Annotated in this window: 20 protein-coding genes; 14 read left to right on the forward strand and 6 right to left on the reverse strand. The window is 62.4% G+C overall.

What is annotated here, in order from left to right; all coding sequences use genetic code 11:
- The first annotated feature begins 173 nt into the window (after positions 1 to 173).
- The 4 genes from ABWW33_RS01365 (at position 174) to ABWW33_RS01380 (ending at position 3,764) form a co-directional block, all read left to right on the forward strand.
- Positions 174 to 380 carry a hypothetical protein gene (locus ABWW33_RS01365; RefSeq protein ID WP_176650425.1) on the forward strand — a complete coding sequence of 69 codons (207 nt, stop codon included), beginning with the start codon at positions 174 to 176 and terminating at the stop codon, positions 378 to 380.
- Positions 381 to 508: 128 nt separating this feature from the next.
- A complete protein-coding gene (locus ABWW33_RS01370) occupies positions 509 to 1,237 on the forward strand; it encodes a Crp/Fnr family transcriptional regulator (RefSeq protein ID WP_353398059.1) in 729 nt (242 codons plus the stop codon).
- Positions 1,234 to 2,952: a PAS domain-containing hybrid sensor histidine kinase/response regulator gene (locus ABWW33_RS01375; RefSeq protein WP_353398062.1), complete on the forward strand. Its 1,719-nt coding sequence runs from the start codon at positions 1,234 to 1,236 to the stop codon at positions 2,950 to 2,952. The genes ABWW33_RS01370 and ABWW33_RS01375 overlap by 4 nt, the downstream gene beginning before the upstream one ends.
- Positions 2,949 to 3,764: a response regulator gene (locus ABWW33_RS01380; protein WP_353398065.1), complete on the forward strand. Its 816-nt coding sequence runs from the start codon at positions 2,949 to 2,951 to the stop codon at positions 3,762 to 3,764. The genes ABWW33_RS01375 and ABWW33_RS01380 overlap by 4 nt, the downstream gene beginning before the upstream one ends.
- An 18-nt stretch (positions 3,765 to 3,782) precedes the next feature.
- On the opposite strand, the gene ABWW33_RS01385 is transcribed toward ABWW33_RS01380, so the two are convergent.
- From ABWW33_RS01385 to prfB, 6 genes are all read right to left on the reverse strand, one after another.
- Positions 3,783 to 4,559 (reverse strand): substrate-binding periplasmic protein, encoded by a 777-nt coding sequence (locus ABWW33_RS01385; protein WP_353398068.1) that lies wholly within the window; start codon positions 4,557 to 4,559, stop codon positions 3,783 to 3,785.
- A gap of 505 nt (positions 4,560 to 5,064) precedes the next feature.
- The gene (locus tag ABWW33_RS01390; RefSeq protein WP_353398071.1) at positions 5,065 to 5,379 is read right to left on the reverse strand and encodes a hypothetical protein; all 315 of its coding nucleotides are present in this window, start codon (positions 5,377 to 5,379) and stop codon (positions 5,065 to 5,067) included.
- A gap of 114 nt (positions 5,380 to 5,493) precedes the next feature.
- On the reverse strand, positions 5,494 to 6,099 hold the full coding sequence (locus ABWW33_RS01395; protein ID WP_353398074.1) for a hypothetical protein: 606 nt from the start codon (positions 6,097 to 6,099) through the stop codon (positions 5,494 to 5,496).
- Between the two features lie 417 nt (positions 6,100 to 6,516).
- The gene (gene lysS, locus ABWW33_RS01400; RefSeq protein WP_176650432.1) at positions 6,517 to 8,055 is read right to left on the reverse strand and encodes a lysine--tRNA ligase; all 1,539 of its coding nucleotides are present in this window, start codon (positions 8,053 to 8,055) and stop codon (positions 6,517 to 6,519) included.
- Between the two features lie 26 nt (positions 8,056 to 8,081).
- Positions 8,082 to 8,759 carry an HAD family hydrolase gene (locus tag ABWW33_RS01405; protein WP_353398076.1) on the reverse strand — a complete coding sequence of 226 codons (678 nt, stop codon included), beginning with the start codon at positions 8,757 to 8,759 and terminating at the stop codon, positions 8,082 to 8,084.
- A gap of 3 nt (positions 8,760 to 8,762) precedes the next feature.
- Positions 8,763 to 9,867 (reverse strand): peptide chain release factor 2 gene (gene prfB / locus ABWW33_RS01410; protein WP_176650434.1). Its coding sequence is split into 2 segments (ribosomal slippage): positions 8,763 to 9,785 and positions 9,787 to 9,867, totalling 1,104 coding nucleotides; the frame shifts between segments, so codons are not numbered across the junction.
- Between the two features lie 253 nt (positions 9,868 to 10,120).
- On the opposite strand from prfB, the gene ABWW33_RS01415 reads away from it, so the two are divergent.
- The 10 genes from ABWW33_RS01415 to ABWW33_RS01460 all read left to right on the forward strand — a co-directional run bounded on the left by ABWW33_RS01415 (position 10,121) and on the right by ABWW33_RS01460 (position 20,630).
- Positions 10,121 to 12,094: a bifunctional 2',3'-cyclic-nucleotide 2'-phosphodiesterase/3'-nucleotidase gene (locus tag ABWW33_RS01415; RefSeq protein ID WP_353399204.1), complete on the forward strand. Its 1,974-nt coding sequence runs from the start codon at positions 10,121 to 10,123 to the stop codon at positions 12,092 to 12,094.
- Between the two features lie 11 nt (positions 12,095 to 12,105).
- Complete coding sequence (locus ABWW33_RS01420; protein ID WP_353398079.1) at positions 12,106 to 12,639, forward strand: tetratricopeptide repeat protein; 534 nt, start codon at positions 12,106 to 12,108, stop codon at positions 12,637 to 12,639.
- Positions 12,640 to 12,836: 197 nt separating this feature from the next.
- A complete protein-coding gene (locus tag ABWW33_RS01425) occupies positions 12,837 to 13,994 on the forward strand; it encodes an ABC transporter substrate-binding protein (protein WP_176650438.1) in 1,158 nt (385 codons plus the stop codon).
- A 90-nt stretch (positions 13,995 to 14,084) separates the two neighbouring features.
- Complete coding sequence (locus ABWW33_RS01430; RefSeq protein WP_176650439.1) at positions 14,085 to 14,975, forward strand: branched-chain amino acid ABC transporter permease; 891 nt, start codon at positions 14,085 to 14,087, stop codon at positions 14,973 to 14,975.
- Between the two features lie 3 nt (positions 14,976 to 14,978).
- The gene (locus tag ABWW33_RS01435) at positions 14,979 to 16,928 is read left to right on the forward strand and encodes a branched-chain amino acid ABC transporter ATP-binding protein/permease (protein WP_353398084.1); all 1,950 of its coding nucleotides are present in this window, start codon (positions 14,979 to 14,981) and stop codon (positions 16,926 to 16,928) included.
- Between the two features lie 12 nt (positions 16,929 to 16,940).
- Positions 16,941 to 17,669 carry an ABC transporter ATP-binding protein gene (locus ABWW33_RS01440; RefSeq protein ID WP_353398087.1) on the forward strand — a complete coding sequence of 243 codons (729 nt, stop codon included), beginning with the start codon at positions 16,941 to 16,943 and terminating at the stop codon, positions 17,667 to 17,669.
- Between the two features lie 16 nt (positions 17,670 to 17,685).
- Positions 17,686 to 18,525 (forward strand): aldo/keto reductase, encoded by an 840-nt coding sequence (locus ABWW33_RS01445; RefSeq protein WP_353398090.1) that lies wholly within the window; start codon positions 17,686 to 17,688, stop codon positions 18,523 to 18,525.
- A gap of 14 nt (positions 18,526 to 18,539) precedes the next feature.
- Complete coding sequence (locus ABWW33_RS01450; protein ID WP_353398092.1) at positions 18,540 to 19,613, forward strand: DUF4272 domain-containing protein; 1,074 nt, start codon at positions 18,540 to 18,542, stop codon at positions 19,611 to 19,613.
- Positions 19,614 to 19,692: 79 nt separating this feature from the next.
- Complete coding sequence (locus ABWW33_RS01455) at positions 19,693 to 20,115, forward strand: RcnB family protein (RefSeq protein WP_353398095.1); 423 nt, start codon at positions 19,693 to 19,695, stop codon at positions 20,113 to 20,115.
- A 59-nt stretch (positions 20,116 to 20,174) separates the two neighbouring features.
- Positions 20,175 to 20,630 carry a YbaK/EbsC family protein gene (locus ABWW33_RS01460; protein ID WP_176650445.1) on the forward strand — a complete coding sequence of 152 codons (456 nt, stop codon included), beginning with the start codon at positions 20,175 to 20,177 and terminating at the stop codon, positions 20,628 to 20,630.
- The last annotated feature ends 3 nt before the right edge of the window (positions 20,631 to 20,633 follow it).

Below are 20,633 nucleotides of genomic sequence, written 5' to 3' on the forward strand. Positions count from 1 at the left end.
CATACTCCGGATTGCCCTCCAGCGGGGGGAATACCGGGCATGGCAGGCCGTTTTAGCGGTCCAGACCCTGTCTGAGCAGCGCGGCAAATCCGGGCGCTGGCGATGGGTAGCGCCTGCAGAACATCCCAGCGCACGAATGCCTGTTACGATGAGCTTTCCGCTACGGAGGTGCTATGTCGATTTATCGTCCGGAAGGACAGTCCGAATTTACCGACCTGGCCACGGCCCTGGCCGAAGAACATGCCGCGGTGCATGAGTTGGCGCAGTGCGCCAAGATCGAGGTCTACCACCTGCTGGCGGCCGAACTGTTCGAACGGGTCACGGCGGCCCACAGCAAAACGATGGCGGCATTCAAGAAGATCGAGCCCTTTAAACAGTGATCCGCACTGGACAGGCGGTCTTACCATAAACCTATATTTCTTTATATGTGTTACGCTGCGGGACGGTCATCGTTTACCGTCTTAGCCTAACGCCTAGTTGACGACTGGAAAACAAGGAACGTTTTTCCATGCGTCTGAACGACCCCAATCAAAACCATTTGCTGGCAGCGCTGCTCGATGCCGAATTTCATCGGTTGTCGCCCCATCTTGAACCGATCATGATGCGCCTGGGCGACGTGCTGTATGAGTCCGGCGGCCAGCTCAATTACGTGTACTTCCCGACCTCGGCCATCGTCTCGCTGCACTACGTGCTGGAGAACGGCAGCTCGTCCGAGATCGCCGGCGTCGGCAACGAGGGCATCCTCGGCATCTCGCTGTTCATGGGCGGTAATACGACGCCGAGCCGGGCCGTGGTGCAGACCGCCGGCCACGGCTACCGCCTCAAGTCGCACATCCTGATGGAGGAGTTCAACCGCGCCGGGCCGGTCATGCGCCTGCTGCTGCGCTACACCCAGGCCTTGATCACGCAGATGTCGCAGACCGCGATCTGCAACCGCCACCACACGGTGGACCAGCAGCTGTGCCGCTGGCTGCTGCTGACCTTGGACCGCCTGCCGACCAGCGAGTTGACCATGACCCAGGAACTGATCGCCAGCATGCTGGGCGTGCGGCGCGAAGGCGTGACGGTGGCCGCCGGCCGCCTGCAGAGCCAGGGTTATATCAGCAGCCGGCGCGGCCATATCTCCGTGCTGGACCGCGTCGGTCTCGAAGCGGATGTCTGCGAGTGCTATGAAGTGGTCAAAAAAGAATTCGCCCGCCTGATGTCGGACGTACGTCAACGCCAGGGAGTGAAATGAAATCCGTCCGACCATCCGCAGCGCCGCTGCTCAAGGCCGATGCGCTGCAATTGGCCATCCATAACAGCGCCAATTTTTCCAGCATCGCCACCGACGCCCAGGGCGTGATCCAGATCTTCAACGTCGGCGCCGAGCGCATGCTGGGCTATAGCGCTTCCGAGGTGGTGAACCAGATCACGCCGGCCGGCATCTCCGACGCGCAGGAAATCGTGGCGCGGGCGGCCGCGCTCAGCGTCGAGGTCGGCATGACCATCCGGCCGGGCTTCGAGGCGCTGGTGTTCAAGGCCTCGCGCGGCATCGAGGACATCTACGAACTGACCTATATCCGCAAGGACGGCAGCCGTTTCCCGGCGATCGTCTCGGTCAGCCCGCTGCGCGACGCCGACGAAAAAGTCATCGGCTACTTGCTGATGGGGACGGACAACACGGCCCGCAAGCGGGTCGAGCAGGAGCAGGCGCTGTTGGCCCAGCGGCTGCACGAACAACAGCTGGCGCTGCAGGAAACCAACGTCGAACTGGAGGCGGCCCGCGCGCTGGCCGAGACCGCCAACCGCGCCAAGTCGGAATTCCTGTCTGCCATGAGCCATGAGCTGCGCACGCCGCTGAACGCGGTGCTGGGCTTTGCGCAATTGCTGGCGTCCGACAAGCCGCCGCCGAGCCCGTCGCAACAGCGCTCGCTGGACCAGATCCTCAAGGGCGGCTGGTATCTGCTGCAGTTGATCAACGAGATCCTCGACCTGGCCATGATCGAATCGGGCAAGGTGACGATGTCGCAGGAATCGATGGGCTTGTCGGAAGTGCTCAAGGATTGCCAGGCGCTGATCGGGCCGCAGGCGGAGAAGCGCGGCATCCGGCTGTTCTTCGCGCCGATGAGCGAGCCGTTCTTCGTCCACGCCGACCGCACGCGCGTCAAGCAGGTGATGATCAACCTGCTCTCCAACGCCATCAAATACAACCGCCGCGACGGCATGGTGACGGTCGAGTGCACGGCGGCCAGTGACGGCATGGTGCGCGTCAGCGTGACCGATACCGGTGCCGGCCTGTCCCAGGAACAAGTCGAACAATTGTTCCAGCCCTTTAACCGCCTGGGCCAGGAGGACGGCGCGGAAGAGGGCACCGGCATCGGCCTGGTCGTGACCAAGCAGCTGACCGAGCTGATGGGCGGCGTCATCGGCGTGCACAGCGAGATCGGCGTCGGCACCACATTCTGGATCGAGCTGGCCGCCAGCAGCGAACCGGTGCTGGAAATCGCGGCGTTCGGGCGCCCTCTGTCGCTGCGCGACTTCGACAGCGCGCCGCTGAAGACGCTGCTGTACATCGAAGACAACCCGGCCAACCTGAGCCTGGTGGAGCAACTGGTGCTGCGGCGCAGCGACCTCAAGCTGTTGACCGCCATTGACGGCTATGCCGGCATCGAGCTGGCGCGCACCTACCAGCCCGATGTGATCCTGATGGACATCAACCTGCCCGGCGTCAGCGGCTTCGGCTGCCTGAAGATATTGCAGGACGATCCGACCACCGAGCACATTCCGGTGGTGGCCCTGTCCGCCAACGCCATGGCGCGCGACATAGAGAAAGGCGTGGACGCTGGCTTCTTCCGCTATCTGACCAAGCCGATCAATGTAGTCCAGTTCATGAGCGCGCTCGATCTAGCGCTTGAATTCGCCGCAACGCACGGCAGCCTGCATCCAAATACCGAGGGACCCGCATCATGATAGAACCAGCCGAAATGCTTGCCGCCGAGATCCTGATCGTCGACGACCAGGAAGCCAATGTGATGCTGCTGGAACAGATGCTGGCCAACGCCGGTTATACCAACGTCAGCAGCACCATGGATCCGTTCGCCGTGTGCGAGCTGCATCGCCGCCATCACTATGACCTGATCCTGCTGGACCTGCAAATGCCGGGCATGGATGGCTTTGCGGTGCTGGAAGCGCTGCACGACATCGAACCGGACGGCTATGTGCCGGTGCTGGTGGTCACCGCCCAGCCCAATCACAAGCTGCGCGCGCTGCAGGCCGGCGCCAAGGACTTCGTCGGCAAGCCGTTTGAGCTGATCGAAGTGGAAACGCGCATCCACAACATGCTGGAGGTGCGCCTGCTGCACCGCAAGCTGCGGCGCTACAACCAGCAGCTGGAATACACGGTCCTGGAGCGCACGGCGCAGTTGCGCGCGAGCGAGGCGCGCTTCCAGCGCTTCGCCGAATTGTCGACCGACTGGTACTGGGAACAGGATGCCGAAGGAACGCTCAGCAACTGGTCCGGCCCGGTGGCGGACATGGTGGGCATAGGCGGCCGCGACACCGGCGGATGGGATATCGCCGAGCGCGCGCTGCTGGAATCGAATATCGCCGACCGCAAGCCGTTCCTCGATTTCGTCTACAGCCGGACCACCGCAGCCGGCGTGGTTCAGTATCTGCAGGTCAGCGGCGAGCCGATGTTCGACGAGGCCAGCCGCTTTGTCGGCTATCGCGGCGTCGGCCGCGATGTCACGGCGATGGCGGCGATGTTTGCCCGTTCGCCCTGAGCGATCACGGCGCGGCGCTCATTTAGCCAGTTGCTCGGCGCGGGGCGCGTAGTTGTCGTAGCCGTAGTTGCCGTAGATGCGCTTGACCGTGCCGTCGCGGTGCATGGCGCGCAGCAGCGCGTTCAGGCGCGCGACCTCGTGGTTGTCCATCGCCTTGTTGCAGGCCATGTACATGTCGTAGTGGGCGAAGGTGAGCACCGCCTCGACGTCGGTGATGCCCATCTCGCGCATCATGTACAGGCCGGGCAGGCGGCCTTCCGACCATAGCTGGATGCGCTGCATCTTCAACTTGGGCCCATTGGTGCGGTTGTACGGGACGATGCTCAGCTTGAGCTGGTTCTCGCGCAGCAGCGGGATCACGGCGTCGCCGATGATGGTGCCGACTGTGTAGGGCCTGGCGTCGGCCAGGCTGGCGAGGGCGATATGGTCTTCGCGGCGCGCATACATCACCCATTCATTGCGGCCTATCGGGCCGACCCAAGCATAATTGGCCTCACGTTCCGGCGTGCGCGCCATCGAGAACAGGCAGCTGTTGGCATTCTTGTTGGTCAGCGCCATCGCGCGGGCCCAGGGCATCACGGCCGCGGCGCTGACCGGGATTTCGGCGCGCCGCATCAGCTCAACGACGATGTCGTGCGACAGCCCGGTGGCGGTGCCGGTGGCCTTGTCGTTCCAGTTGAAGGGTGGGTATTCTTCGGTGTAGAGCGTCACCATGTCCGTCGCGTGCGCGGCGAGGCATGCGGCTGCCGTCACCAGCGCCGCACCAAGGCGTAGCAGCGTATGGCGGCGAGCCATGTCGCTTCCTTTCCATTTAATAGTCGGTGTTCTGAAGACTACTCGCTTTATCGAGGGCGGTCGAGCAAAAAGGTTCTTGGCAGATTACTTGTAGTAGGCAAAATTTAACCTGACGCGATACGGGCTCGACCGGTTGAATCCGCAGTCGGGAACTGCCAGCTATGGGGATACCCAGTGCGTTTTTTTTAATATAGTTCCAGTCGAACCAACTTCAACTGACCATGCCTCAAACCCTTTAAGTATCGGATGTTCCCACCAAAGCCGTCTCACACATGGGAGATGGCACGGTTCGGATGCGTACCTAAAAAAAGGAGAAGTGAAGGTCTCGACAATATCAGGTGTGCCGAGTTTTTTTACTGCGTTGTTTTCTGGGGCACCATCATCGATCAACTCAAACTCCCGCTCCGTTTCAGCAACCCGGTAGGTACATGCAGAAATTCCGCAGAGAATAACTGCGCTGACAGCTAACGAAATGTATCTAATCTTCACTATCCACCTCTGAAATTCAAGGTCTGTATATGGACTCCTCCTCGTTTGCAAACATTCCGTCAAAGTTCGTATTGCGCTCCTTGATTTGAGCGTAACAGAAATCGCATACTACTTTGAAGTCGTTAAACTCCCTGAACGCTTCGGTCATCTCCTCTTCTTGCAGGAAGAGCTGCTCACACTCGTCGCACCAAGCTTGCAAATCGTCGGGGTCAGAGCTGTTCTCGACAAAGCCAACGATGCGGTCACGGATGTTGACTTGGTGGCAGCAGACAACTGCTGGTGTTCGGCTTCCATGAGTTCCGCATTTGATTAACGATTTATCATCCGGCATTTTTTCTCTCGATTTTCTCAGTCTGCTTTTGGCCGACCTCAGCCGATCAAAATATTATTTCTCAAGTGATGTACACGCTCAAACATAGCGCGATCACGGGTGACAAAGAACAGGTTAGGCCACCGAGACGTGGCATCCTACATGGTGGAGTTCGGGATTCCCCAGTCCGTTTTCGGCATCGGCAAGCCATTCGGTGGGGGACATCACCTTGCCCCAGTTATACACTTTCCCTCCGACATCGCGGTAGACCCAATGCACCAATTCATTTTTACTGTTCATGATCCCCAGGATGCCTTGTCCGCCAGGATCGGCATCGGCAGTCAGGGTTGCCGTTGGTATGCCGCATATCACCTGCAGGTAAAGTGTCAGCGCTTCCGGTGTCATCGCGCATTGGAAACGATTGCTGTCTCCAATTACTCGCTGTTGGCGTACGAACCGATCAGCAAAAAGCATGAAACTCGCAATACCATGACGCATGACAGGCGACTGGAGTCGCCTGTTCAATACTTCGAGGTCCGGAAGCAGGTCGGTCCGGAACGCGCACACGTATTTCAGAAATGTCAGCACCTCAACCAATAGGCCCAGCCGAATGGCGTGCGGGGTTTTCGTGTCGATCCGGTTCCGCAAGCGTACGTCCGAAGTGTAGAGGTGAGTTAGAGCAGACGTGAAGCCGCATATTCCCCACGTCGAGTTGTACTTGCTGATGCTTTCCGCCGGCATAATGTCTCCTTTCCATGAAACGACATTGTTCGATCACTGATGCCCATGCACTGAGTTCATCCACACTTCACGATAATCTAGCAAGCACGTCTATCACTTCGGCTTTAGGTACATCATCAAGTCATACGACATGCGAATCTCCAAAGAGTAATTGCACGGGGGGTGTTTATTCTTGTCTGCTGCTGGCCGAACTCGGCCGACGGCGTTCAGGATAGCAGCTTGCTTATCTGCAAAACTCACGAATTCTCACTTCAGGCTGAAGCCGCTCCGTTGCGGACGGTCGAGAATTGAAGGAGCTGCCGGCCCTTTTGAGGGGCTGCTCGACGGAAGGGTTACCGTACCTCAAAAGTGTCAACCTATTCCAGGACGGGGCAGGGAGCAAAAAAAAGCCGCTCAGTTGAGCGGCTTTCGGGGCGATTACTCTTCGCGTCGCAAGTGCGGGAACAGCAGCACGTCGCGGATGTTCGGCGAGTCGGTGATGATCATCATCAGGCGGTCGATGCCGATGCCGCAACCGCCGGCCGGCGGCATGCCGTATTCCAGCGCGCGGATGTAGTCGGCGTCGTAGAACATCGCCTCTTCATCGCCGGCGTCCTTGGCTTCGACTTGCGCCAGGAAGCGGGCCGACTGGTCTTCCGCATCGTTCAACTCGGAGAAGCCGTTGGCGATCTCGCGGCCGACCATGAACAGCTCGAAGCGCTCGGTGATGCCTTCGCGGTCGTCCGACGCGCGCGCCAGCGGCGACACTTCGACTGGATAGTCGATGATGAAGGTCGGTTCCCACAGCTGCGCCTCGGCGGTTTCCTCGAACAGCGCCAGTTGCAGCGCGCCCAGGCCGGCGGTGGCGAACGGCTTGACGCCAAACTTCAGCAGTTCCTTCTTGATGAATTCCACATCCGTCAGCTGCTCCGGCGTGTAGCCCGGCGCGTACTTGTTGATCGCCTCGACGATGGTCAGGCGGTGGAACGGCTTGGCCAGATCCAGCTCGCGGCCGCCGTAGGTCAGCGTCGCCGTGCCGTGCGCATCGACCGCGGCCTGGCGGATGATCTCTTCGGTGAAGTTCATGATCCAGGTGTAGTCGGTGTAGGCCGCGTAGAACTCCATCATCGTGAATTCAGGGTTGTGACGGATCGACACGCCTTCGTTGCGGAAGTTGCGGTTGATCTCGAACACGCGGTCAAAGCCGCCGACCACCAGGCGTTTCAGGTACAGCTCGGGCGCGATACGCAGGAACATCTGCATGTCCAGCGCGTTGTGGTGGGTGATGAAGGGCTTGGCTGCGGCGCCGCCCGGAATGGCGTGCAGCATCGGCGTTTCCACTTCCATGAACTCGTTCTTTTCCATGAAGCGGCGCATCGACGAGATGGCGGCGGTACGCGCCTTGAACGTGCGGCGGGTGTCCTCGTTCATGATCAGGTCGACGTAGCGCTGGCGGTACTTGGTTTCCTGGTCGGCCAGGCCGTGGAACTTGTCCGGCAGCGGGCGCAGCGACTTGGTGATCAGGCGCAACTCGGTGACCTTGATGGTCAGCTCGTCGGTCTTGGTCTTGAACAGCGTGCCGGTCACGCCCAGGATGTCGCCCAGGTCGTAGTGGTGCAGCGCGGCCATCGCGGCTTCGCCGGTCAGGTCCAGCGTGGCGTAGATCTGGATGCGGCCGTCGGCTTTCGGGCCGGAGGCGTCCTGCAGCGTGGCGAAGGCGGCCTTCTTGCCGGCTTCGCGCTTGAGCATCATGCGCCCGGCCAGCACCACGGTGACCGGAGCGGCTTCCAGCTCTTCGCGCGACTTCTCGCCGTACTGCGCGTGCAGGTCGGCCGCCTTGTGCTGCGGCTTGAAGTCGTTCGGGAAGGCGACGCCCTGTTCGCGAATCGCGGCCAGCTTGGCGCGGCGTTCGGCGATGATCTTGTTTTCGTCTTGTGGCGCAGGCGTGCCGGCTTGGTCTTGAAGATCCGTAGTCATGGTCTGTTCTTTTGTTGAGGTGATGATTAGTTGGTGACGGAGGCGAAGAGCTCTTCGACATCCAGCTCGCTGAAGTCGCGCGCCATGGCGATCACGTTGTCGAATTCGGCAAACGCTTCGGCCGGCAGGGTGGTGGTCAGCACCACCGCGCGCATGCCGGCGCGGCGCGCCGCTTCCACGCCCAGGGGCGCGTCTTCGAACACGATGCTGTTGACGGGCAGGGCGCCGGTGCGTTCGGCGGCCAGCAGGAACACGTCCGGATTGGGCTTGCCGCGTGCGACGTCGGCGGCGCCGGCGATGGCGTGGAACTCCTTGCGCAGGTCCAGGCCATCGAGCGTGAAGTCGATGTTTTCGTTGGGCGCGGCGGTTGCCACGGCCAGCTTGACGCCGGCGTTCTTGGCGCGGGCGATGAAGTCTTCGAAGCCGTTGACCGTCGCCAGGTGCGGCGCGTACAGCTCGCGGTACAGCGATTCCTTCTCGAAATCGAGCGCGGCGCTTTCTTCCTTGGTCATCGGCTTGCCGAAGTAGGTGCTCATGATTTCATGGCCCTGGCGGCCGGCCGTGGCGCGGAAGAATTCGTCCGCGTCCAGCACGTGGCCGCGACGTTCGAAAAAGGCCAGCCACGATTTGGTGTGGAAGGCCATGTTGTCGACGATGGTGCCGTCCATGTCGAAGATGAACGCGCGCTGCGATTGAGAAGTCATTGGTTATACGCCTTGCTTGAGCGATGCGGAGATGAAGTCGTCCAGGTCGCCGTCCAGCACGCCCTTGGTATTGCCGGTTTCGAAGTTGGTGCGCAGGTCCTTGATGCGGGACTGGTCCAGCACGTAAGAACGGATCTGGTGGCCCCAGCCGACGTCGGTCTTCGAGTCTTCCAGCTTCTGCTGCTCGCTCATGCGCTTGCGCAGTTCCATCTCGTACAGCTTGGCCTTCAGCATTTCCATCGCCTCGGCCTTGTTGCGGTGCTGCGAGCGGTCGTTCTGGCACTGCACGACGATGCCGGACGGGCCGTGCGTCAGACGCACCGCGGAGTCGGTCTTGTTAATGTGCTGACCACCGGCGCCGGACGCGCGGTAGGTATCGATGCGCAGGTCGGCCGGGTTGATCTCGATGTCGATCGAGTCATCCACTTCCGGGTACACGAACAGCGACGTGAACGAAGTGTGGCGGCCGTTGGCCGAGTCGAACGGAGACTTGCGCACCAGGCGGTGCACGCCGGTCTCGGTGCGCAGGTAGCCATAGGCGTAGTCGCCTTCGACCTTGATGGTGGCGGTCTTGATGCCGGCCACCTCGCCGTCGGACTGTTCCATTACTTCGACCTTGAAGCCTTTGCGTTCAGCATAGCGCAGGTATTGACGCAGCAGCATCGACGCCCAGTCCTGGGCCTCGGTGCCGCCGGCGCCGGCCTGGATGTCGATGAAGCAGTTGTTCGGGTCCATCGGATTGTTGAACATCCGGCGGAACTCCATGCCTTCGATGACTTTGCGGACTTCTTCCGCGTCAACGATCAGCGCTTCGAGCGTGTCGTCGTCGCCTTCTTCCTTGGCCATGGCGAACAGGTCGCCCATGTCTTTGAGGTCGGTGTCGGCCTTGGTCAGCGCGAAGACGATGGCTTCGAGCGATTTTTTCTCTTTACCGAGGTCCTGGGCCTTCTTCGGGTCGTTCCAGACCGTCGGGTCTTCCAGTTCTTCGTTTACTTGTTCGAGTTTCTCTGACTTTTTATCGAAGTCAAAGATACCTCCGTAGTTCGGCTTCGCGCGAGGTCAGATCGGCGAGCAGGGCGGAGAGGGCGTTGATGCGTTCGGCTTCCATGGTTTTCTTCTTTTCTATGCTGAATTCAAACCTTAGATTATACCGTAACCGGCTACGGTCTCCCAGCGCTGTGCTGCAACCGCAAAATACTGCCTAATTTGCCACGGAAAGTTTAAAATATCGTGCTCAAGACTTAAGTGACTTGATTCAAGGAAACACGCTGCGTATGATGTGGCGCAGTGCCCGTTGCCCAGAAAATTGCAACTTTATTCATAGATCATTCATGCGTCCAGCGTATCTCGTGTTGCCCATCATGCTGCTCGGCTGTTCCAGCCTGCCGCAGGGCGGTACGACGCCCGTCGGGACCGAGGCCACGCTGGCGCTGCTGGAAACGACCGACCTGCACGCGACCGTGCTGAGTTATGATTACTACAAGCTCAAGGCCGATCCGGCCATGGGCCTGGAGCGCACCGCGACGCTGATCAAGCAGGCGCGCGCCGAATTCCCCAACAATCTGCTGCTCGACAACGGCGACGCCCTGCAGGGCACGGCGCTGGCCGACTACCAGGCGCTGGTCAAGCCGGTCGATTGCGGCCAGCCCTTGGCGATCTACAAGGCCATGAACCTGCTGCGCTTCGACGGCGCCGGCATCGGCAACCATGAATTCAACTACGGCCTGGCCTACCTGAACCAGGTGACCGGCAGCCATTTCGACGTGGACGGCGTGCCAGCCGACGCGCCGCGTTGCGCCGGGCCGGCGTTCCCCATCGTGCTGGCGAATATCTACAGCGCCAGGACCCGGCAGCCGCTGTTCCAGCCTTACCGCATCCTCACGCGCCGGATCGGCGCCACCGGTCCAGACGGCAAGCCGCTGACCGCCACGATCAAGGTCGGCATCATCGGCTTCGCGCCGCCGGCCGTGCTGTCGTGGGACAAGCGCTGGCTGGACGGCAAGGTCTACGCCGAGGGCGTGCGCGAGACGGCGCAAAAATACATCCCGCAGATGCGCGCCGAGGGTGCCGACCTGGTGGTGGCCGTGTCACACGGAGGTCTTGATGGTGCGCCATACTCTGCCCGGATGGACGACGCCAATTACTACCTGTCGCAAGTGCCGGGCGTGGACGCGATGCTGATCGGCCACTCGCACCAGCAGTTCCCCAACGCGGCCAGCAAGCTGCCTGAATTCAACCTGCCGGGCGTCGACAAGGCGGCGGGCACGGTGCACGGCGTGCCGGCGGTGATGGCCAGCCTGTGGGGCAAGCACCTGGGTGTGATCGGCCTGCGCCTGACATACGACGGCAAGGCCTGGGTGGTGGACAAGCGCCGCACCACGGTGGAGGCGCGTGGTACGCAAAATCCCGACCGCAGCTACGTGGCCGCCGATCCCGCCATCGCCGCGCTGGTCGCCGCCGAGCACGAGGCCACCATCCGCTACGTGCAAACGCCGGTCGGCACCAGCGACTTCCGCATGACGACGTACTTCGCCGACGCCGGCGACATCAGCGCCATCGAACTGGTGAACCAGGCGCAGACGGCCTATGTGCAGGACTACGTCAAGGCCAACCTGCCGCAGTACGCCGGCCTGCCGGTGCTGTCGATGGCGTCGCCGTTCAAGACCGGCGCCGGCGGCGTGGGCGACTACACCGACGTCAAGCCTGGCGGCCTGGCGCTCAACAACGCCGCCGACCTGTATCTGTATCCGAACGCGCTGCATGCGGTCAAGCTGAACGGCGCCGGGCTCAAGGCCTGGCTGGAAAAATCGGCCGAGCGCTTCAACCGCATCGACCCGGCCAGCGGCGCGCAGCAGGAGCTGGTCAACGCCGCCTTTGCCGGCTTCAACTTCGACATGCTGACCAGCGCCGACGTCTCCTACCAGATCGACGTCACCAAGCCTGTGGGCCAGCGCGTCGTCGACTTGCACTATAAAGGTGCGGCGTTGTCGCCGTCGCAGGAGTTCCTGGTGGCGACCAATAACTACCGCGCCAGCGGCGGCGGAGGTTTCCCCGGCCTGGATGGCGGCAAGACCGTGCTGGCGGCGCCCGATTCCAGTCGCGACGTGCTGATCGCGTATATCCAGCGGCAGAAAAATCTCACCCGGGCGCGCAACGGCTCCACGCGCAGCTGGCGGTTCGCTCCGGTGGCGACCAGGGGCGCCGTGGTATTTCACTCGGCCCCCGGCATGATGGAATTGGCGAAGGAGGCCGGCTTGAAGTCGGTCTTCCAGGTTAAAACGGACGATGGCGGCGGCAAGGGCTTTGCCCTGTACGCCATCGATTTGTCGATATGAATGGAGGGCGCATGAAGCTCATGCGGAAAATGGCGGCGGTATCGATGTTGTTCGTTTCGGTCGGAATGGCTCACGCCGGGCCGGTCGACGAGGCGCGCTTGTACCTGCGCGGCGGCGAGGGCGTGGCCGTCAACCTGCCGAAGGCGTTCTCCCTGTTCAGCGGCGCCGCCAAGGCGGGCGATCCGCTGGCGGCCTACTACCTGGGCTTGATGTACAAGAACGGCATGGCCGTGGCGCGCGACGCCAGGGCCGCCGCGCGCTGGCTGCAGTTCGCGGCCGATCGCCAGATGCCGGCGGCGATGTTCGCGCTGGCCAAGCTGTATCTGAGCGGGGACGGCGTCAAGCGCGACGAGCAGGCCGCGCGCCATCTGATAGAAAAGGCCGCCGACCTGGAGTATCCTGACGCGGTGATGGCGATGGCCATCGGCCTGCGCGACGGCTCGATGGGCTTCGACCGCAACGAGGCGCTGTCCGAAACCCAGATGCGCTTCGCCAATCGCGCGCTGGCGCAACGCGGCAGCAGCCGTGTAACTCCGGGTATGTAAACGTTCCCGAAAAATCCACTGAATTCTTACTGTTTGCTTACACGCGGCAGGGCTTTGCGCCTTGCTGCGACGCGGCATATCTATCTGTTGCTGCTGTCGATGTAGTCACCTACAATGGCCCATCGATGGGATGGCTATCCGGCTGAGTTTCCAACGTAACGACTATTAAAAAAATGTTGTAATACAGGAGATGACAGATGAACTTCAAGTTGAAATTGCTCGTTGCAAGTGTAGCTTTCGGTATCTCGGCTTCCTCCATGGCGGCCGATCCCATCAAGATCGGCGTGGCCGGTCCGTTCACCGGCGGTTCCGCGCCGATGGGCGTGTCGATGCGCGACGGCGTCAAGCTGGCCGTGGCGGAGATCAACGCCAAGGGCGGCGTGCTGGGCCGCCAGATCCAGCTGGTCGAACGCGACGACGAAGCCAAGAACGAACGCGGCGTGCAGATCGCCCAGGAACTGATCAATAAAGAGAAGGTCGCCGCCACCGTCGGCTACATCAACACCGGCGTCGCGCTGGCCTCGCAGCGCTTCTACCAGGAAGCCAAGATCCCGGTCATGAACAATGTGGCCACCGGCTCCATCGTCACCAAGCAGTTCGCCGACCAGCCGGAGAACTACATCTTCCGCAACGCCGCCAACGACACCATCCAGTCGGGCATGATCGTGCACGAGGCGGTCGAGAGCCGCAAATTCAAGAAGGTCGCGATCCTGGCCGACTCCACCAACTACGGCCAGTTGGGTCGCGAAGACCTGGAAAAAGCGCTCGACAAGAAAGGCCTGAAAGCGGTCGCCGTCGAGAAGTACAACCTGAAGGACGTCGACATGACCGCCCAGCTGCTGAAAGCCAAGCAGGCCGGCGCGGAAGTGGTGCTGACCTACGGTATCGGCCCCGAGCTGGCGCAGATCGCCAACGGCATGGAAAAGCTGGGCTGGAAAGTGCCGCTGATCGGCAGCTGGACGCTGTCGATGGCTAACTTCATCGACAACGCCGGCAAGAACGGCAACGGCACCCGCATGCCGCAAACCTTCATCCAGGATCCGACCACGCCCAAGCGCAAAGCCTTCATCGACGCTTACGTGAAGGCCTACCATCCGCCTGGCGACCGCATGCCGTCGCCGGTGTCGGCCGCGCAGGGCTACGACTCGATCTACCTGCTGGCCGCCGCCATCAAGCAGGCCGGTTCCACCGACGGCCCGAAGGTCAAGGCCGCGCTGGAAAACCTGAACGAGAAGATCGATGGCGTGGTGACCTCGTACAGCAAGCCGTTCAGCAAGGATAACCACGAAGCGATCACTGCGGACATCACCGTCTTCGGCGAGGTCAAGGACGGTAAAGTAGTCCTGGCCAAGTAAGCTCGCGAGTCTTTGCACTGGCCAGTCTTGACGAGTCAAGCCTGGCCATTTTCTTGCCGTCTTCTGTAGACCTCACTGGTGGTGGAAATCATGGAAATCTTATTGCAACTGGCGTTCAGCGGCATCGCGCTCGGCATGATCTACGCGGTGATCGCGTTCGGCTACCAGCTCACGTTCGCCACCTCCGGCACGCTGAACTTCGGCCAGGGCGAATCGCTGATGCTGGGGGCGCTGGTCGGGCTTAGCCTGGTCGGCAATATCCACGGCGGGCCTTACATGAGCTACCTGCTGATGATACCGCTGGTGATCGTGTTCGGCGCGCTGCAGGGCATGTTCGTCGAATGGATAGGCGTGCGGCCCGCGATCAAGATCAAGTCCGAATTCGGCTGGATCATGTCGACCATCGCGCTGGCCATCATCTTCAAGAACGTGGCCGAGAACATCTGGGGCAAGGACGACCTGACTTTCCCTTCGCCTTTGAGTTCGACGCCGTTCCAGGTGCTGGGCGCCAACGTGCAGCCGATGCAGGTGGCGGTGGTGGTGGGCGCGCTGGCCATCATGGCGGCGGTGGAGATCTTCAACCGCAAATCGATCTACGGCAAGGCCGTGGTGGCCACCGCCAACGACCGCGACGCGGCCGGCCTGATGGGCATCAACACCGGCATGGTGATCACCTTCTCGTACGCGCTGTCGTCGGCGGTGGCGGCGTTTGCCGGCGTGCTGGTGGCGCCGCTGACGCTGACCGGCGCCACCATGGGCGCCTCGCTGGGCCTGAAGGCGTTCGCGGTGGCCATCATCGGCGGCCTGACGTCTGGCGTGGGCGCCATCGTCGGCGGGCTGATACTGGGCATCGCCGAGACCACCACAGGCTACTACATCTCGACCGGCTACAAGGAAGTGCCGGGATTGCTGCTGCTCCTGCTGGTACTGGCCGTCAAGCCGTCCGGCCTGTTCGGCAAAGCCGCCATCAAAAAGGTCTGACCCATGAACAAGAAACTCCTGGCTGCGAGCATAGCGGGACTGGCGGTGCTGGTGCTGTATCCGGTGCTGATCCCCAATCCGTATTACATCCACCTGTTTGAAACGATCCTGATCTACGCCATCCTGCTGTTCGGGCTGGACATCGTGGTCGGCTACACCGGGCAGGTGTCGCTGGGCCACGCCGGCCTGTTCGGCATCGGCTCCTACGCCACCGGCGTGCTGGTGTTCAAGCTGGGCGCGCCGTTCTGGATCGCCATCCCGGCCAGCGTGCTGGGGGCGGCGGTGTTTGGCGCCATCCTCGCGCTGCCGGCCTTGCGCGTCACCGGTCCCTACCTGGCGATGGTCACGCTGGCCTTCGGCACCATCATCCAGATCCTGATCAACGAGATGACCTTCCTCACCGAAGGCCCGATGGGCATCAAGATCGCCAAGCCGATGATCGTCGGCCAGAAGCTCAATGAGGTCAGTTACTACTACATGGTGGCCGCGTTGATGGTGCTGTCGCTGATCGTGGTGCACCGGATCCTGAAGTCCAACCTGGGGCGCGCCTTCGAAGCGCTGCGCGACAGCCCGATCGCCTCCGACTGCATGGGCGTGTCGGTCTACCGCTACAAGGTGTACGCCTTCATCATCAGCGCCGGCTTTGCCGGCCTGGCGGGCAGCCTGTATGCGTATTCGGAAGAGTACATCTCGCCCAACACCTACAACTTCGAGCTGACCATCCTGTTCCTGCTGGCGGTGATCATGGGCGGCCGCAAGACCCGTTCCGGTTCGCTGATCGGCGCGCTGATCGTGGTCATGCTTCCAAGCCTGCTGGCCGACATCGAACTGTTCCGCCAGATCGCCACCGCCGCCGCCGTGCTGGGCGTGGTCGGCTCGGCCTACATGCTGGCCAAGAAGCGTTCGACGCCGCGCGACGTGATCGTGCCGCTGATCGCCACCATCGGCATGGCCGCCTTCTCGTACAAGCTGGAAAACATCGTCGACTGGCGCCTGACCGTGTTCGGTTTGATGACGCTGTTCGTGGTCTACTACCTGCAGGACGGCATCGTCGGCTTCCTGTTCAGCCTTGTCGGCAAGGGTGCCGTGCATGCGAAGGCGGTGGCGGCCAGCGGCGTCGAGCCGTTCGCGCGCGCCAAGGGCGGCAACGCCGGCGACACGCTGCTCAGCGTCGACCAGATCCTGATGCAGTTCGGCGGCCTGAAGGCGCTCAACCAGGTCAACCTGAACGTCGTGCAGGGATCGGTGCACGGCCTGATCGGCCCCAACGGCTCGGGCAAGAGCACGATGATGAATGTGCTGACGGGGATCTACAAACCGACCGACGGCAAGGTGTCGTTCAGCGGCGCGGTGATCTCCGGCCGCACGCCGTCCGAGATCGCGTTGGGCGGCGTGGCGCGCACCTTCCAGAACGTGCAGCTGTTCGGCGAGATGACGGCCACCGAGAACGTGCTGGTCGGCCTGCACAACACCTTCGAATCGAACGTGCTGGACGTGATGCTGCAGACGCCGCGCTACAAGCGCGAGGAGAAGGCCGCGCGCGAGCGTGCCGCCAGCATCCTGGAGTTTGTCGGCCTGTCGGCGATGGCCGACGAGGAAGCGCGCAATCTCCCTTACGGCAAGCAGCGCCTGCTGGAGATCGGCCGCGCGCTGGGCCTCAGTCCGCGCCTGCTGCTGCTCGACGAGCCGGCGGCCGGCCTGACCGCGCCGGACATCAAGGAGCTGATGGCGATCATCCGCAAGATCCGCGACCACGGCATCACCATCATCCTGATCGAGCACCACATGGACGTGGTGATGGCCTTGTCCGACACGGTGACGGTGCTGGACTTCGGCCAGAAGATCGCCGAAGGCGTGCCGTCGGCCGTGCAGAGCGATCCGAAGGTGATCGAGGCCTACCTGGGCGGCAGCAGCGAAGAACATGGCGGCACCAAGGCGCCGGCGGCGCATTAAAAAGGACAGCACATGCTATCGATCACCAATCTGCAAGCGTCGTACGGCAAAGTCGAAGTCCTGCACGGCATCTCGCTGGAGGTCCCGAAGGGCAAGCTGGTGACGCTGATCGGCTCCAACGGCGCCGGCAAGACCACCACCATGCGCGCCATCTCCGGCATGCTCAAACCGAAGGGCGGCAAGGTCACGCTGGACGGCAAGGACATCACGGGCCACGACTCGCACAAGATCGCCCGCGCCGGCCTGGCGCATTCGCCGGAAGGGCGGCGCGTGTTCGCCTCGATGACGGTCGCCGACAACCTGCTGCTGGGCGCCTTTCCGCGCTTCACGCGCGCACGGCCCAAGGGCGACATCAAGCACGACCTGGAACAGGCGCTGGAACTGTTCCCGCGGCTGAAGGAGCGCCGCACGCAGCTGGCCGGCACCCTGTCCGGCGGCGAGCAGCAGATGCTGGCGATGGCGCGCGCCGTCATGCTCAATCCGGAAGTGGTGCTGCTGGACGAGCCGTCGATGGGCCTGGCGCCGATCCTGGTGGAGGAAGTGTTCCGCATCATCCAGCGCCTGAAGTCGGAGGGCGTGACGATGCTGCTGGTGGAGCAGTTCGCCGCCGCCGCGCTGAACGTGGCGGACTATGGCTACGTGCTGGAAAACGGTAGTATCTCGGTTCACGGTCCTGCCGAAAGCCTGAAAACCGATCCGAAGGTGATCGCAGCCTATCTGGGCGGAGGCCAGGGCCACTGATCTATCGGAGGCGGCAATGAAGACGATAAGTTTCCCTTCGGGGCGGCAGGTTCCCGTGCTGGGGCAGGGCACCTGGGCCATGGGCGAACAGAGCGCCCGCAAGCACGATGAAGTCCGGGCCCTGCAGCTCGGCCTCGATCTCGGCATGACGCTGATCGATACCGCCGAGATGTACGGCGAGGGCGGGGCGGAGGAGGTGGTGGGCGAGGCCATCGCCGGCCGGCGCGACGAGGTCTACCTGGTCAGCAAGGTCTACCCGCACAACGCCGATTTCGAAGGCACGCAGGCGGCGTGCGAGCGCAGCCTGCGCCGCCTGAAGGTCGATTGCATCGACCTGTACCTGCTGCACTGGCAGGGACACTACGCCATCGACGAAACCTTTGACGGCTTCGAGGCGCTCAAGAAAGCCGGCAAGATCAAGGAGTACGGCGTCAGCAACTTCGACCTGGAGAGCATGCGCGACGCCGTCGATTGCGGCACCGTCGCCACCGACCAGGTGCTGTACAACCTGATCAAGCGCGGCATCGAATTCGACCTGCTGCCGTGGTGTCGCCAGCAGGGCATGCCGTTGATGGCTTATTCGCCGCTGGAATCGAACGGCCGCGATCAGGCCGCGCTGCTGGGCAATCCCGGCCTGCGGACCGTCGCCGACGCGCACGGCGTGACGCCGGCACAGATCGCGCTGGCCTGGGTGCTGCATCAGGATGGCGTGATCGCCATCCCCAAGGCCGTCGATCCTGTACACTTGCGCGCTAATCGCGCCGCCGCCGATATCCGCCTCTCGGCGGAGGACCTGGCGGCGCTGGACCGTGCGTTTCCACCGCCGCGCCGCGCCCGCGCGCTGGACATGCGTTAAACATCGAATAATTTATGCTCAACCGAATCAAGCAACTGTTCTTCCCAAAAGATACCAGCAACCACATCCTGATCAACGCCTACTGCACGGTCGCCGACGTTCCCAAGCCCGGCTTCCCGCATGTGCTCAATGCCCGGCGCGGCCTGTCCGATCCCGAATTGCCGCCGCATCTCAACGGTTTCATGAACCACCTTGCGCAAGCTGGCCAAGGCCAGATGACGCAGCTGCGGTACCACGTGATCCGCCATCTTCAGCGGGTGCAGCAGCATGTCAGCCTGTCCATCGAGCCCGGCGCCATGGACAGCTTCGGTGCATGGGCGGAAGCGGCAAACGCCGTCGTGTTCATGGAAGACGGCAGCGTGCGCGATCCGCAGGGGCGCATCCTGCTCCCCGCCGCTGGCGACAACGGCGACCCGAAGGCCGTCGTGCCGTACCCGCCGCAGGCCTGGCGGCGCAAGGCGCGTTCCGACGAGCTGCTCGCCGCGTACAAGATCATGGTGCCGGCCACGTTGCCGCCGCTGGTCTCCGAGCCGGAACTGCGCCTGCGTGCGCCGGAGGATGTACTGCGCCGTATGCTGGCCCTGTTCGTGGTTGCGATCCGCGCGGAATCGCTGGCTGGCGGCCGGCCTATCGCTGTCGATGATCTGCAAGAACGCTTTCCGCCCGCATTCGCCGGCCTGACCGACGCGGAGCGCGCCTATCTCGCGCAGGAAGAACCCAGCGAGCAGGAGACCGCCCAATTCCTGTGGCGCTACGAGGCCATCCTGGTGCTGCAATGGGTATTGGGCCTGCAGGATGCGCTGCCGTTCGCCGACGCGATCTGCGACGTGGCAGCGATTTCGCGCACCGTCATCGAGCGCGGGACCGACGGCTTGCGCAAGCAGCTGGCCATGCGTCCGGCCGGCGAGCTGCTGGACGCGCTGGATCTGCACTACCGGCTGCATTGGGCCACGCGCCAGGCGATACTGAAAAAGACCCCGGCTCCGGCAGGTCTCAACGATGGCGTGCTGCAGGAGCGCCACCTGGCGCTGAACTGGCTGGTGCGCTTTGAAGACCGTGACTGGGACGACGTCGATACACCGACCTGAGCAATGTACGTTACCGTACGGAACGATGGCGACCGGCGCAGTATATTGGATCATCGAAGCGCAACCCAAGGGAGCTGAAATGAACAAGAATATGATTATCGCCGCCATATTGGCTGCAAGCGTTGCCGGCATCGGCTCCGCATCCGCGCAGGACCGTCACGACAACGGCCGCCGCGACGCGCCTGGGCAGATGAAGAAGGATGATCGTCACGACAATCGCAACGACAATCGCTATGATCGCAGCGACGAACGCCGCAACGACCGCGCCGACTACCATTACGACGACCGCGGCCCGAATCGCGGCGCCGGACCGCGCCATGACCTGCGCAAGGGCGGCCGTCTGCCGAATGAATATCGCGGCCATCAATACGTGGTCGACGACTGGCGCGGCCATCATCTGAACGCGCCTCCACGCGGCTACCATTGGGTGCAGACCGGCGGCGATTACGTGCTGGTCGCCATTGCCACCGGCATCATCGCCAACCTGCTGCTGAATAACTAAAAGAGCGTTCGCCGCTCTGCTACACTGCTGGACAGTTCAAACTGTCCAGCATTTTTTTTATGAGCCTGCAATCGGTACGCGAATTCTTTCTCTCCCGCGATCTTCATCCGCCCATCATGGAGCTCGACGTCAGCACCGCCACGGTGGCGCTGGCGGCTGAAGCGCATGGCGTTGAACCCGGCCGCATCGCCAAGACCTTGGCGTTCCGCGTCGGCGAAGGCCGCGTGATCCTGCTGGTGGCCAGCGGCATCGCCCGCATCGACAACCGCAAGTTCAAGCAAGCCTTCGGCAAGGGCAAGATGCTGGCGCCCGAGGAAGTCGCCGAAGCGACCGGTCATCCGGTGGGCGGCGTCTGCCCGTTCGGCCTGGCGCAAGCGCTGCCGGTCTACCTCGATCATTCGCTGAATAATTTTGATGAAGTGCTGCCCGCCGCAGGCTCGGTCAACAGTGCCGTGCGCATCACTCCGGCGTTGATGGCGTCTGTCACGCAAGGGCAGTGGGTGGACGTGTGCTAAGGA

This window comes from Duganella hordei (assembly GCF_040369125.1).
Classification (GTDB): Bacteria; Pseudomonadota; Gammaproteobacteria; order Burkholderiales; family Burkholderiaceae_D; genus Rugamonas; species Rugamonas hordei.

What these genes read in the sequence shown, in the direction of transcription:
- ABWW33_RS01385 (WP_353398068.1), bottom strand. Translation starts at nt 4,559, where the DNA reads ATGGCTCGCCGCCATACGCTGCTACGCCTTGGTGCGGCGCTGGTGACG.
- ABWW33_RS01370 (WP_353398059.1), top strand. Translation starts at nt 509, where the DNA reads ATGCGTCTGAACGACCCCAATCAAAACCATTTGCTGGCAGCGCTGCTC.
- ABWW33_RS01430 (WP_176650439.1), top strand. Translation starts at nt 14,085, where the DNA reads ATGGAAATCTTATTGCAACTGGCGTTCAGCGGCATCGCGCTCGGCATG.
- ABWW33_RS01440 (WP_353398087.1), top strand. Translation starts at nt 16,941, where the DNA reads ATGCTATCGATCACCAATCTGCAAGCGTCGTACGGCAAAGTCGAAGTC.
- ABWW33_RS01435 (WP_353398084.1), top strand. Translation starts at nt 14,979, where the DNA reads ATGAACAAGAAACTCCTGGCTGCGAGCATAGCGGGACTGGCGGTGCTG.
- ABWW33_RS01445 (WP_353398090.1), top strand. Translation starts at nt 17,686, where the DNA reads ATGAAGACGATAAGTTTCCCTTCGGGGCGGCAGGTTCCCGTGCTGGGG.
- ABWW33_RS01375 (WP_353398062.1), top strand. Translation starts at nt 1,234, where the DNA reads ATGAAATCCGTCCGACCATCCGCAGCGCCGCTGCTCAAGGCCGATGCG.
- lysS (WP_176650432.1), bottom strand. Translation starts at nt 8,055, where the DNA reads ATGACTACGGATCTTCAAGACCAAGCCGGCACGCCTGCGCCACAAGAC.
- ABWW33_RS01390 (WP_353398071.1), bottom strand. Translation starts at nt 5,379, where the DNA reads ATGCCGGATGATAAATCGTTAATCAAATGCGGAACTCATGGAAGCCGA.
- ABWW33_RS01460 (WP_176650445.1), top strand. Translation starts at nt 20,175, where the DNA reads ATGAGCCTGCAATCGGTACGCGAATTCTTTCTCTCCCGCGATCTTCAT.
- ABWW33_RS01405 (WP_353398076.1), bottom strand. Translation starts at nt 8,759, where the DNA reads ATGACTTCTCAATCGCAGCGCGCGTTCATCTTCGACATGGACGGCACC.
- ABWW33_RS01395 (WP_353398074.1), bottom strand. Translation starts at nt 6,099, where the DNA reads ATGCCGGCGGAAAGCATCAGCAAGTACAACTCGACGTGGGGAATATGC.
- ABWW33_RS01420 (WP_353398079.1), top strand. Translation starts at nt 12,106, where the DNA reads ATGAAGCTCATGCGGAAAATGGCGGCGGTATCGATGTTGTTCGTTTCG.
- ABWW33_RS01415 (WP_353399204.1), top strand. Translation starts at nt 10,121, where the DNA reads ATGCTGCTCGGCTGTTCCAGCCTGCCGCAGGGCGGTACGACGCCCGTC.
- ABWW33_RS01365 (WP_176650425.1), top strand. Translation starts at nt 174, where the DNA reads ATGTCGATTTATCGTCCGGAAGGACAGTCCGAATTTACCGACCTGGCC.
- ABWW33_RS01380 (WP_353398065.1), top strand. Translation starts at nt 2,949, where the DNA reads ATGATAGAACCAGCCGAAATGCTTGCCGCCGAGATCCTGATCGTCGAC.
- ABWW33_RS01425 (WP_176650438.1), top strand. Translation starts at nt 12,837, where the DNA reads ATGAACTTCAAGTTGAAATTGCTCGTTGCAAGTGTAGCTTTCGGTATC.
- ABWW33_RS01450 (WP_353398092.1), top strand. Translation starts at nt 18,540, where the DNA reads ATGCTCAACCGAATCAAGCAACTGTTCTTCCCAAAAGATACCAGCAAC.
- ABWW33_RS01455 (WP_353398095.1), top strand. Translation starts at nt 19,693, where the DNA reads ATGAACAAGAATATGATTATCGCCGCCATATTGGCTGCAAGCGTTGCC.